At 67.0% G+C, this 12,549-nt stretch carries 11 protein-coding genes; 8 read left to right on the top strand and 3 right to left on the bottom strand.

Annotated elements, in window-relative coordinates; genetic code table 11:
• The first annotated feature begins 159 nt into the window (after positions 1-159).
• The 8 genes from BerOc1_RS06915 to BerOc1_RS06880 all read left to right on the top strand — a co-directional run bounded on the left by BerOc1_RS06915 (position 160) and on the right by BerOc1_RS06880 (position 8,804).
• On the top strand, positions 160-2,202 hold the full coding sequence (locus BerOc1_RS06915; protein ID WP_071544989.1) for a methyl-accepting chemotaxis protein: 2,043 nt from the start codon (positions 160-162) through the stop codon (positions 2,200-2,202).
• A 75-nt stretch (positions 2,203-2,277) separates the two neighbouring features.
• A complete protein-coding gene (gene ahbB, locus BerOc1_RS06910; protein ID WP_071544988.1) occupies positions 2,278-2,754 on the top strand; it encodes a siroheme decarboxylase subunit beta in 477 nt (158 codons plus the stop codon).
• A 10-nt stretch (positions 2,755-2,764) separates the two neighbouring features.
• The gene (gene hemL / locus BerOc1_RS06905) at positions 2,765-4,024 is read left to right on the top strand and encodes a glutamate-1-semialdehyde 2,1-aminomutase (RefSeq protein WP_071544987.1); all 1,260 of its coding nucleotides are present in this window, start codon (positions 2,765-2,767) and stop codon (positions 4,022-4,024) included.
• Positions 4,025-4,175: 151 nt separating this feature from the next.
• Positions 4,176-5,204 (top strand): cobalt-precorrin 5A hydrolase, encoded by a 1,029-nt coding sequence (locus tag BerOc1_RS06900; protein WP_071544986.1) that lies wholly within the window; start codon positions 4,176-4,178, stop codon positions 5,202-5,204.
• Positions 5,197-5,943, top strand: a complete 747-nt coding sequence (gene cobJ / locus BerOc1_RS06895) for a precorrin-3B C(17)-methyltransferase (protein WP_071544985.1) — start codon at positions 5,197-5,199, stop codon at positions 5,941-5,943. Before BerOc1_RS06900 ends, cobJ begins: the two co-directional genes overlap by 8 nt.
• Positions 5,944-6,110: 167 nt before the next feature.
• Entirely contained in the window at positions 6,111-6,518 is a 408-nt protein-coding gene (locus BerOc1_RS06890; protein ID WP_071544984.1) for a cytochrome c3 family protein, read from the top strand.
• A 71-nt stretch (positions 6,519-6,589) separates the two neighbouring features.
• Positions 6,590-7,981: a midas domain-containing protein gene (locus BerOc1_RS06885; protein ID WP_129586496.1), complete on the top strand. Its 1,392-nt coding sequence runs from the start codon at positions 6,590-6,592 to the stop codon at positions 7,979-7,981.
• A gap of 391 nt (positions 7,982-8,372) precedes the next feature.
• The gene (locus BerOc1_RS06880) at positions 8,373-8,804 is read left to right on the top strand and encodes an iron-sulfur cluster assembly scaffold protein (protein WP_207503297.1); all 432 of its coding nucleotides are present in this window, start codon (positions 8,373-8,375) and stop codon (positions 8,802-8,804) included.
• Positions 8,805-8,821: 17 nt separating this feature from the next.
• Here BerOc1_RS06880 and BerOc1_RS06875 read toward each other — a convergent pair whose 3' ends face one another.
• From BerOc1_RS06875 to BerOc1_RS06865, 3 genes are all read right to left on the bottom strand, one after another.
• On the bottom strand, positions 8,822-10,006 hold the full coding sequence (locus BerOc1_RS06875) for an arabinose transporter (RefSeq protein ID WP_071544982.1): 1,185 nt from the start codon (positions 10,004-10,006) through the stop codon (positions 8,822-8,824).
• A 153-nt stretch (positions 10,007-10,159) separates the two neighbouring features.
• Positions 10,160-11,608 carry a protein adenylyltransferase SelO gene (locus BerOc1_RS06870; RefSeq protein WP_242652901.1) on the bottom strand — a complete coding sequence of 483 codons (1,449 nt, stop codon included), beginning with the start codon at positions 11,606-11,608 and terminating at the stop codon, positions 10,160-10,162.
• Positions 11,605-12,546, bottom strand: a complete 942-nt coding sequence (locus BerOc1_RS06865; RefSeq protein ID WP_071544980.1) for a phosphotransferase enzyme family protein — start codon at positions 12,544-12,546, stop codon at positions 11,605-11,607. Before BerOc1_RS06865 ends, BerOc1_RS06870 begins: the two co-directional genes overlap by 4 nt.
• Positions 12,547-12,549 lie beyond the last annotated feature (3 nt).

Here is a 12,549-nt window from a genome sequence, read left to right as displayed (position 1 = left end):
CAGCCAGCATACGTACGGCGGCGGCCTGTGGCAAGGCCCGGCGGCCTTGTTTCCGGAGACCGGAGGTCCGGTCCGGAGATGATAATAACGCCCGTTCGGGTGCCATCTCCCGCCGCATATGCTACGGTTGCGGCAAAGTAGCCTAACTGAGGGGGGAATATGTCGTTGAAGTTGAAAATGGCCCTGATGGGCTCGGGCATGACCTTGGCCCTGCTGCTCCTGGGCGGCGTCATCGTCTGGAACAACGTCTCGGTGAGCGACGGCGCGGACTACCTGATCCTGCGCCAGGAGCAGCTGGAGCTGGTCAAGTCCATGCGCATGGCCCAGACCGATCTGCTGCTGGCGGCCATGGATTCCATCGTGGACAAGGCCGAGGGGGCCATCGCCCCGGAACGGATGGCGGCCATCGACCAGACCGGCAAGTTCCTGCTGGACAACGCCGAGGCCCTGCGCCGGGCCGCGGACACGCCCGAGGAGGAGGCCGAGGCGGCCCGGGTAGTGCGGTCGGTGGCGGCCTTCGTGGACGGGGTCCGGGTGAAGCTCAAGGGGCTGATCGAGAATTCGGCGCGGCGCCTGGGAGAGATCGAGGCCGATTTCGCCAGGATGGATGACGAGATCGACGAGGCCGGGACGGTCATCGACGAGAACCTGACCGAGCTCGGGCGGGCCTTCGACGATCGCGGCGCGACTTACGCCTCGGCCGAGGTCGCGGCCATGCAACTGGCCCACTCCAGGCTCGTGCTGGCGGCCATGGATTCCATCATCGACCGGGGCGAGGGCCGCATCTCCGACGAGCGGACGGCGATCATGGCGAGCGCGTCCGAGGCGCTGGAGGCCCGCCTGCGGGCCATTGAGCCGTACCTCCAGGGTGACGCCGAGCGGGCCCTTCACGTCTCCATAGCCCGGGCCGTGCCCCGGATCGAGGAGGCCATCAGGGTGGATCTGCGGCGGCTGATCGAAGAGGGCGCGGTGGAGCAGGCCCGCATCGAAAAGGCCTTCGCCGAGATCGACGACGTCCTGGACGCGGACGGCGAGGCCATCTCGAAAGGGCTGCAGGTCATGGTCGAGTCCATCCGGGAGGAGACGGCCGAGGCCACGGCCGACATGCGCTCGGTGCTGTCCGAGGCCCTGTGGATGTCTCTGGCGGTCTTTGCGGCCGCCCTGCTGACTCTGCTGCCCTCCTTCATCCTCTGCGCCGGGAAGATCGTCACCAGCCTGTCCAAGGGCGTGGCCTTTGCCGAGCAGCTCGCCTCCGGGGAACTCGACGCCCACCTGCGGATCCACTCCAGGGACGAGATCGGGAAGCTGGCCGCACGGCTGATTTTCATGCGCGACAAGCTGCGAGAGGTGGTCGGCGGCATCCAGTCCGGTTCGGCCCAGGTGACTTCCGGCAGTTGCGAGCTTTCCTCCACGGCCGGGGACGTGTCCCGCGGGGCCTCGGTGCAGGCCGCTTCGGTGGAGGAAGTCTCGGCGTCCATCGAGGAGATGGCCGGGGCCATCAAGACCAACGCGCACAGCGCCAAACAGACCGAGGAGATAGCCATACGCACGGCGTCCAGGGCGGAAGAGGGCGGCAGCGCGGTGCAGCAGACGGTGGTCGCCATGAAGGACATCGCCGAGAAGATCGCCATCATCGAGGAAATCGCCCGGCAGACGAACCTGCTGGCGCTCAACGCGGCCATCGAGGCGGCCCGGGCAGGCGAGCACGGCAAGGGGTTCGCGGTGGTCGCCTCCGAGGTGCGCAAGCTGGCCGAGCGCAGCGGTTCGGCGGCCCAGGACATCTCCGTCCTGTCCGAGTCCTGCGTGGCCGTTGCCGAAAAGGCGGGCAGGCTGCTCGAAGAGATGGTGCCGGACATCAAGCGGACTTCGGAAATGATCGAGGAGATAAGCTCGTCCAACAGGGAACTTTCGGCCAGCGCGGACAACGTGTCCAAGGCCGTGGGCCAGTTGGACAAGATCATTCAGTCCAATGCCGCCTCGGCCGAGGAGATGTCCTCGACCTCGGAAGACCTGGCCGTTCAGGCCAGGCATTTGACCGACACCGTGAGCTATTTTCGAATTGGGGGGACGGATGCCGGGACGAGTGCCTTGCAGGCCATTTCGGAGCACGGGGGAGTCTCGCAGGGCCAGGCCGTGTGCAGGGCGCTGGCCGCTGAGCATGCCGGACCGGGCGAGGGGAGCGGCGAACTCTCAAGCTTCTAGGCCGGGCCGCGAGGCGGGGAGTTTTCCCCGGGGGGAGGTTGCATCCCGGTTCGGGCGAGGGTATAGACCCTACCCATGGCAATACAATTCAGCGACACCGAGGAAAGGATTCTCGCCCTGGCCGGCGGCGACCTGCCGGACACGGAGCGGCCGTTCAAGACCATAGCCGACCAGGCGGGCGTGACCGAGGACGCGGTCATCGGGCTCATCAAGGATCTCAAGGAACGCCGGATCATCCGCCGCTTCGGGGCCACCCTGCGCCACCAGAAGGCGGGCTACGGCCACAACGCCATGGTCGCCTGGCGGGTGCCGGGCGATCGTACCGACGAGGTCGGGCAGATCTTCGCGGACCGGCCCGAGATATCCCACTGCTACGTCCGGCGCACCTATCCGGAGTGGACCTACAACGTCTACACCATGATCCACGGCGAGCGCCCGGGCCAGACCGACGAGGTGGTGGCCGAGCTGGAACAGGCCGTGGGCATCGACGACAACTGCACGCTCAAATCCCTCAAGGAACTCAAGAAGACCTCCATGGTCTATTTCAAATAGGAAGCACGTCATGGATTCGAAATCCCTTTTCGCCAAGGCCCGGACCCTCATGCCCGGCGGGGTCAACTCGCCGCTGCGCGCCTGCAAGTACGTCAACGCGGAGCCGGTCTTCATCGAGAACGCCAAGGGGGCGCACCTCTTTGACGTGGAGGGCCGGGAGTACATCGACTACGTCTTTTCCTGGGGGCCCATGCTCCTGGGGCACCAGGACCCGGCCGTGAACGCGGCCGCCCACGCCGCCGTGGACCACGGGTCCAGCTACGGCGCGCCCTGCCTGGGCGAGGTCCTGCTGGCCGAGGAGATCCAAAAGCTCATCCCGTCCATGGAGATGATGCGCATGGTCTCGTCCGGCACCGAGGCGACCATGTCCGCGCTGCGCCTGGCGCGGGGCTATACCGGGCGGAACAAGTTCGTGAAGTTCATCGGCAACTACCATGGTCACGCCGACGCCTTCCTGGCCGCGGCCGGTTCGGCGGCGGGCACCGTGCCCGGCACCCCGGGCGTGCCCGAGGAGGTCATCAGCCACACCCTGCTGGCCCAGTACAACGACCTGGACGCCGTGAAAAAGCATTTCGAGGAGTCCGGCGACGAGATCGCCTGTGTCATCGTCGAGCCCTGCGCGGGCAACATGGGCCTGGTCCTGCCCGAGGAGGGCTTCCTCCAGGGACTGCGCGACCTGTGCACAAAGTACGGCGCGGTGCTCATCTTCGACGAGGTCATCACCGGCTTCAGGCTGGCCCCGGGCGGGGCCCAGGAGCGCTACGGGATCACCCCGGACCTGACCACGCTGGGCAAGATCATCGGCGGCGGGTTCCCGGTGGGCTGCTACGGAGGCAAGCGCGAGATCATGGAGCACATGGCCCCGGTGGGCGGCGTGTTCCAGGCGGGCACCCTGTCCGGCAACCCCGTGGCCATGGCCGCCGGGCTGGCCACCCTCAAGCGCCTCCAGGAGTGCGACTACGCGACCCTGGAGGCCAGGACCAGGGCGCTGACCGGCGAGTTGGCTTCCATTCTCGAAGGGAAGGGCAAGCCGGTCTACGTGGCCCAGGCGGGCTCGGCCTTCACCTTGTATTTCTCGGACAAACCCGTGACCAACATGATCGAGTCCGGCCGGTGCGACCAGGCGACCTTCGCGGTCTACTGGAAGCAGATGATGGCCAAAGGGGTCTACCTGGCCCCGGCGGGCTTCGAGTGCGCCTTCACCTCGTTCGCCCATTCGGACGAGGACTTCGAGAAGACGCTGGACGCGGCCCGGGCAGTGGCCTTCTAGGTCCGTCCCGCCCGCGCGCACTCCACCGGGCCGGGAATCCTTCGGGTTCCCGGCCCGTTTCCCGTGGAGCGTGCGGCAAGTCCGGAAAAAACAACCCTTTTCGTGCCGTTTTTTTCTTCCCCCAAAGGTCGGTTGCTGCTAAATGATAGCAATGCCAGCTAAGAAAATCGCCATATACACACTGACTTCCCAGGGACTGACCATGGGCAGGCGGTTGGCAGCCAGACTGCCGGGCACCCTCTACGCCTCCAAGAATCTGGAGGCCGAGGACGCCATCTCGTTCGAGTCCCTCAAGACGCTCATGTCCGCCACCTTCAACGCCTTTGACGGCCACATCTTCGTGGCCGCCGCGGGCATCGTGGTGCGCTGCATCGCCCCCCACCTGCAAAGCAAGGAGACCGACCCGGCCGTGGTCTGCATGGACCAGACCGGGCTGTTCGCCATCAGCCTGCTCTCGGGCCACCTGGGCGGGGCCAACGAACTGGCCGACCGCTGCGCCCGGATCATGGGCGGGCAGTCGGTCATCACCACGGCCACGGACGCGGCCGGGGTCCTGTCCATCGACAGCCTGGCCATGGCCAAGGGATTGGCCATCGGAACCATCGGCAAGGTCAAGGAAGTGAACATGGCCCTGCTCGAGGACCGCGTGGTCCAGCTCTACGACCCCGAGGACTGGCTCGGCCTGGCCTGGAACGCCAGCTTCGAGGGCAAGGTCGGGTACGGGGACTGGAACGACGCCAAGCCCGGCATCTGGGTCTCCTGGCACAACGACGCCCCGGAAGGGAGCCTGGCCCTGCACCCCCGGGTGCTGCACCTGGGCATCGGCTGCCGGAGGGACATCACCACCTATGAGATTCTCGACCACGTCTACATGGTCTTCAAAAAATACGGTTTTTCCATGGAATCCATCGCCTCGGTGGGCTCGGTGGAGGCCAAGCGCAACGAGGCCGGGCTGCTGGAAGCGGCCGAGGAGTTCGGCGTGGAGCCGGTCTTCTATTCCACGGCCCAGCTCGCGGCCGTGGACGCGCCCACGCCGTCCGACCGTGTCCAGGCGCACATGGGCGTGCCCAGCGTGGCCGAAGCCTCGGCCCTGCTCGCCTCCCACGGCGGGGAGCTGGTCGTGACCAAGGAGAAGACCAATACCGTGACCCTGGCCGTGGCCCGGAGCAACCGTGCTTAAGGCGGTCAGTCTCGGGCCGGGCGACCTGTCCCTGCTCACCCCGGCGGCCCGATGGGCCGTCGAGGAGGCCGAGGTGGTGGCCGGCTACAAGGGCTACATCGAGCTGATCCCGGATGAGGTTCTCGAGGGCAAGATCGTGGTCTCCACGGGTATGATGGGCGAGGTGGACCGCGCTCGGCAGGCCGTGGAACACGCCCGGGCCGGTCGCAAGACGGTCATGGTCTGCTCCGGCGACGCGGGCATCTACGCCATGGCCGGACTGCTCATGGAAGTGCTCGAAAGCGAGGGGCTGCTCAAGACCGTGCCGTTCGAGGTCGTCCCCGGCGTGGCCGCCTTCAACGCGGCCGCGGCCCTGCTCGGCGCGCCGCTCATGCACGATTTCGCCTCCATCTCCCTGAGCGACCTGCTGACTCCCTGGGAGCGCATCGAGCAGCGGCTCCAGGCGGCGGCCAGCGCGGATTTCGTCATCGCCCTCTACAATCCCCGTTCCCGGAAGCGTTCGGACCACCTGCGCGAGGCGCTGGGCATCATCGGCCGGTACCGCAGGCCGAGCACGCCGGTGGGCATGGTCCGCAAGGCGTACCGCGCGGGCCAGTTCGTCGAGGCCGTGCCGCTCAAGGCCGTGGACGTGGACAAGGTGGACATGCAGACCGTGCTCATCGTCGGCAACTCAGCCACCCGCCTGGTGGAAGGCCGCATGCTCACTCCGCGCGGCTATCACCGCAAATACGCCCTGTAAACCGTTGGATCAAAGTGTAATTCCCCCCTTGCGCTCAAGGGGGTTTATCGGGTAAAAGCAAGGGTCTACGATGGCAGCCCCCGCTTGACAGGGGGTGGATACTTATTTATCCCGCATAGTAGAGAGTGTGACTGTCTATCTTTTATGCAACAGGAGGAACTAGGTAAATGAAGAAATCTCTCATCATCAGCCTGATGGTGGCCGCCCTGGTGTGTGTCTTCTGCCTGCCCGTGGTCATTGCGGCCAACGCGCCTGCGGACACCATCACCATGGAAGTCCCCGCCGGCGCCAAAGCGACCAAGACGCCCGTGACCTTCCCGCACAAGAAACACGTGGACAGCGGACTGGACTGTCTGGTCTGTCACCACAAGGCCAAGACCCCGGACGAGGCCAAGAGCTGCGCCGCCGAAGGCTGCCACGCCGATGCCAGCAAGGCCGCGAAGAAGGAGCCCACCGGCTTCTACTCCGCCTTCCACAGCAAGAAGTCCCAGGCTTCCTGCCTCGGCTGCCACAAGGACCAGAAGAAGGCCGGCAAGGCCGTTCCGGTCAGCTGCAAGGAATGCCACCCCAAATAAGCCTTTAAGGTGAATGCAAGGGGGGCTGTGCGACACGGCCCCCCTTTTTTCCAACTCCTTTGGAGGTATCCATGACCCCGGCTCCACCGCCTCCTCCCAAAGACGACGCCGATGTGCGCGACGTGCTGAACGAACCCGTTGCGGACAGCGAGGGCTTTGATCCCGATACCGTGGACGCGGATTTCGAGCAGGAGCTCGAGGACCTGTTCGCGGACGATCTCGAGGACGCTCCCGTCGTGGACGAGAGCGGCGGCCCCATCGTGCTCGACGATCAGGTGGAGCCTGACGACGCCGACGAGGAACTCCTGGTCCTGGACGACATGGTGGAGGAGCCCGCTCCCGGCGGCGAAGCCGGGGACGAGGACGAAGACCTGCTGATCCTGGATGATCTGGTCGAGGAGCCCGCCGCACCGGATGCCGGTGAGGATGCCGGCGAAGACGATCTGATCGTGCTCGACGAAGTGGTCGACCTGGCCGAGGAGCCCGCCGCGCAGAGCGCCGACGAGGTCGAGGCCCTGGTGGACGACATCGCCGAGGAGGATGTGGCCGAGGCCGCCGGAGACGAGGATGAGGAGCTCATCGATCTCGACGACCTGGTGGAGGAGGCCGCCGAGGTTGGCGAAGCTCCCGAAGCAGTTGAAGACGAGGACGGGGAGCTCATCGATCTCGACGACCTGATCGGCGAGGATGCCGCCTTCGAGCCCGAAGAGGAAATTTCCCTTGATGCCGGTGAAACGGCCGAGGCCTCTGCCGAAGACCTGACCGAGGACCTTACCGAAGAACCGGCCGATGATCTGGCCGACGACATGCTGGCCGCCATGGCCGAAGAGCCCGCGCCCGAGGTGCCGGTGGACGAGGCGGTCGCTGCCGAGGACATCGAGGCCATCATGGACGAGCCGGAAGCCGGACTCGAAATGGAGCCGGAAATCGAGCCCGAGGCCGAGCCGGAACCCCTGGAGCTCGACGAGCCCGTAGTCGTCAAGGGCAACGTTTTTGACGAGGCGGTCCCGGAACCCGATGCGGTCCAAGCCCCGGTGGACGCGGAGCTGACCGGCCTGGACCAGCTCGATGACGACGACATCGAGGATGTGGACAGCCTGCTGGACAACGTCGAGGTGGACGTGTCCGGGGTGATGGACGCCGAGGAGACGGACGCGGACCTGGACGACGCCCTGGTCATGGACCTGGACGAAGACTCCCTGGATGACGCCCTGACCGCCGAAGCCATGCCGCCCGACGCGGGCATGAACGTGGACGCCGACGTGGACCAGCTACTGGCCGAGACCCATGTGGAGGGCGAGCCCACCCTGGAGGCGCTTCAGGCCACGGTCCGCCAGCTCGAAGGCCGCGTCGAGGAGTTGGAGCGCCGCCTGCGCGAGGAGATTGCCCAGCTCGTTCCCGCCGAGGCGGCCAAGATCATCCGCGAAGAGATCGCCGCCTTGGCCTCTGAGTTGGAGGATTAGCAGGGGCGGCTTGCGATAGCGGGCCATCTGCACATTTTTCGAGGGGCCGTTTCACCGCAGCGTAGTAAACCTACGTGAGGATGAAACGGCCCCTCGAAAAATGCACATCTGATCCACTCTCCCAAGTCTATTCCTGGTACGGGAGAAGAGAGCCGCTGTCGGGTGCGGGACGCACCCGAGTCGTTCCAGGGAGATGAAGAAATTTATGGAGACCTCACCTGTTGGTGGGGTCTTTTTTTGTGGCTTTCCACCGGATCGTTTTGGCTCGGGGTGGGGTTATCTGTTGCTGAACGGAATCCGGGCTGTTAACAACCTCCGCGAGGGTTCGGGACAGGAACGGCGGGCAACCATTCAGCAAATGGACGGGAAGATGCCCAGCTTGGACGATATCGTGCGTGAACTGCAGGACAAGATCAACGAAGAGACCATCGAGGCCTACGGGCAGGCCGGATTCGAGCGGTGGCGCAACCAGCCGTACCGGGGGGAGCCCTCGGGGGCCAACTACGAGGGCGCGTCAACCGGCGGGTGCGGCGATACCATCTGGATTTATTTGCAGATAGAGGACGACACGGTGGTGGACGCCGGTTTCGCCACCGATGGCTGCGGCTCCAGCGCCATCAGCGGCTCCATGGCTGCGGAATTGGCCGTGGGCAAACGCTGTGAGGACCTTGCCGCCATTACCGGAGAGACCGTCCTGGAGGGGCTGGGCGGCCCGGGCCTGCCCGAGGACGACCGGCACTGCGCATGGCTGGCCGCCAACGCCCTGCTCGAGGCCGTGGGCAGCTACTACAGACAGATGGCGGCGCGCCCCGAACAGGATTGAGCGCGCCGGGAGACGGTTCAGGCGGCTTCCCTGGCCAGGGAACGGCGGAAGAGCTCGATGACCCCGAGCCCGAGCGCCGCGCAGACGGCGGCGGCCAGGAAGACCGAGGGGTAGCCCGCCGTGGCGGCCAGGGCTCCGGTGGCCGGGCCGCCCACAGCGTAGGCGATGTCCTGGAAGGCCGCAAACCCGCCGATGGCCGTGCCCTTGACGTTGGGCGGGACGATCTTGACCACCTCCACGCCCAGGGCCGGGAAGAGCAGTGAGGTGCCCGCGCCGGTCAGGATCGCGCCCAGGAAGGCCACGGCCGGATGGGGGGCCAGCCACAGCAGGAACAGCCCCAGCCCCTCCACGGCAAAGGACGCCTGAGACACCTTGATGCCGCCCAGCGTGTCCGGCAGCTTGCCCCAAAACACGCGCACCAGGACAAAGGCCCCGCCGAAGCAGGTCAAGGCCAGACCGGCGTGGCCCCAGTGGTTGTCCGCGAAATAGAGGGCCGCGAAGGTGCCGATGACCGCGAACCCGATGCCCTGAAGGAAAAGGGCCGTGCACGGCAGCCAGACGCGGCCGATGACCTCCTTGAGGGGCGGCCTTTCCCCCGGGATCGGGTCGGTGGCGCGGATGGGCAGGATCAGAGGCAGGGCCAGGAAGGGCAGGATCAGGGTGGACACGCCCAGGGCGGCGAATCCGAACTGCCCGTAGAGCAGCAGCCCCAGTGGTGCGCCCGCGGCCAGAGCCCCGAAGATGGCCATGCCGTTCCAGGACATGACCACGCCCGCCCGGGCCGGGCTGAGCAGCCCGAATCCCCAGACCAGCACGCCGGTGAGCATCTGGCTCTCCCCGTATCCCAGCAGCAGGCGGCCGATGAGAAGAATGCCGTAGCGCGGCCAGACGGGCAGGGGCAGCAGCGCGGCCAGTAGATAGAAGATCCCGGCCCCGCCGCAGGAGAACATCCCTGCCAGGGTGGTCCGTTTGGCTCCGCGCGTATCGGCGGTGCGGCCCGCGTAGCTTCGCGTGGAAACCGTGGCCAGGAACTGGACGCCCACGGCTATGCCCACCAGGGTGGAGTTCAGGCCGAGCCGCTGGTGCACGTACAGGGAGATGACCGGCAGGGGCAGCCCCACGGTCAGGTAGCAGAGGAAGATGGATACCGGGAGCCTCCAGAAGCAGGCCTCGTCCGAGGCATGGGCGTGTTGTGATCGCATGGGGACCTCTTTTTGAAAGAATAAAAAAACCAACGCCCAGACCGGGACGGGCGATCCGTCCTGGTCTGGGCGTTGGTTTACGTTAACGCTTACGGTCCACGACTGTCGTGGACGAATGCAAACTATGCCCTCCGACCCCGGCTGTCAACCAGGCTAGGTGCCGCAGAAGGTGTGGGTGACGCGCTCTCCGGGGAGCGGCGGAGCGGCGTATTCGGCGTGCTCCGGCTGGTCCTCGAAGGGGCGCTCAAGGACCTCGATGAGCCGGTTCGCCGGGGCGAAATCCCCGTCTTCGGCCGCTCGGATGGCCGCCTCGATACGGTGGTTGCGCGGGATAAAGGCCGGGTTGGCCGCGCGCATGGTCTCGCGGGCGGCGTCCGCCGAGCCGGTCCGGTCCAGGCGCGCGAGCCAGTCGTCGAGCCAGGCGGCGATCTCCCCGGTGGCGGCGAACAGGCCGGTGAACGCGGCCGGAGCCTCCTGGGCGCCGCAAAGCGCGCGGAAGGTGTTGGTGAAGTCGGCCCGGGCGTCGCGCATGAGGTCGAGCAGCCGCCGGGCCAGGGAAAAGGAGTCGTCGTCGGCGGGCAGGCCGATCTTGCGGCACAGCCCCCGGCGGTAGTGTTCGGTGAAGGCCGGGATGAACCGTTCCAGGACCGCCTCGCCGGTCTTGCGGGCCGTTGCCTCGTCCGGCCCGAGCAGAGGCAGGAGGCAGCCGCCCAGGCAGGCCAGGTTCCAGGCCATGACGGTCGGCTGTTGGTTGAAGGCGTAGCGCCCCGCGTGGTCGATGGAGCTGAAGACCATGGCCGGGTCGTAGTGGTCCAGGAAGGCGCACGGGCCGTAGTCGATGGTCTCGCCGCTCACGGCGGTGTTGTCCGTGTTCATGACCCCGTGCACGAATCCCAGGCAGAGCCACTGAGCCATCAGCCGTGCCTGGGCCGCGCACACGGCTTCGAACAGGGCCAGGTACGGGTTGTCGGCCTTCCGCGCGGCCGGATGGTTGCGCTCGATGACGTGGTCGGCCAGCAGCCTGAGCTCGTCCTCCATGCGCCGGGCCGCGAAATACTCGAACGTGCCCACGCGCACGAATCCCGAGGCCACCCGGGTGATGACCGCGCCGGGCAGCTCCGCCTCGCGGAACACGGGCCGGCCCGTGGCGGCCATGGCCAGGGCGCGGGTGGTCGGCACGCCGAGCGCGTGCATGGCCTCGCTGACCACGTATTCGCGGATGACCGGCCCGAGCGGGGCGCGGCCGTCGCCCCCGCGCGAGAACCGGGTCCGGCCCGATCCCTTGAGCTGGATGTCGAACCGCTCGCCCGCCGCGTTTTCCACCTCGCCGAGCAGGTGCGCCCGGCCGTCTCCCAACTGCGGCACGAACTGGCCGAACTGATGGCCCGCGTAGGCCTGGGCGATGGGCTCGGAGCCGGGCAGGAGCCGGTTGCCGGTGAAGATTTCGGCCAATTCGGTCCGGTCCCCGGGCAGGTCCAGTTCCAGACGCGCGGCCAGGTCGCGGTTCAGACGGATCAGGGCCGGGGCGGCCACGGTTTCGGGATCGATCCGTTCAAAAAAGGACTCGGGCAGCCGGGCGTAGGTGTTGATGAAACGCATCATTCTCCAAGGAGTTTTTTCCAGGCCGGAAGCAGGGTGTCCAGGGAATTGGCCAGCAGGCGCATGTAGCTGATCTCGATCCCGGCCATTTCCTCGTCCTTGCGCCGCAGCCATTCGGACATCCAGGCGAAGCGCAGGCCGAGGATAAGCTCGGGCAGCAGGGACAGGGAGGTCTTGTCCAGGCACATGCCGTGGCGCAGGGTCCGCAACAGGGCCGGGGCCAGGCCGCGCACCAGGGCTGGCGGGTCCTCGATGCCCACGCAGCCCAGGCAGTTGGCCGCGTCGAACAGGCACGGGCGGACGCCCATGAACTCCCAGTCGATGACAGCCACGGCGGACCGGCCGTGCCAGATGACGTTCAGAGGGTGGAAGTCGCCGTGGCACAGGGAGGCGGGCAGGCCGTGCCAGGCCTCGAAGAGCGGAACCAGGGCGGGCAGGACCGGCCTCAGGGCCTGGTGCAGGTCCGGGCGGCGTCCGGCCATGGCGGCCATGAGTTCGTTGACGTATCCCTCCAGCAGGAAGGGCGGCTCGTCGTCGAACTCGCGGACCACGCCCGAGGCCTCGCGCAACCGGCACAGGAATTTGCCCAGGCTCTCGCCGCGCGCGTCGTCCTCGATGTATCCGGGCTGGGGCAGGGAGTCGCCTGGGATGTATGGAGAGAGTTGGTGGTACTGGTCCTCGCACTCGACCACGAATCGGCCGTCCGGACCGGCCAGGTAGGCGGGCGCGGGCAGCCCGGCGCGGGACATCCGGTCCAGGGCGCGGCCGATGCGCTCGCGCCGCCCGAACTGGCCCGGGCGCAGGGTCTCGAGCATCCAGACACGGCCCTGGGCATCCTCCACGGCGCGGCGGGACAGACAGCGCTCCGGGCTGCCGGGCAGGACGATGTCCGTGCGTCGTCGGCCCGTGGCCAGTCCCCAGAGAGAAAGCAGATCGGTCATGGC

The organism is Pseudodesulfovibrio hydrargyri (genome assembly GCF_001874525.1).
In the GTDB taxonomy this organism is placed as follows: Bacteria; Desulfobacterota; Desulfovibrionia; order Desulfovibrionales; family Desulfovibrionaceae; genus Pseudodesulfovibrio; species Pseudodesulfovibrio hydrargyri.
This window is presented reverse-complemented; position numbering and strand designations above follow the sequence as displayed.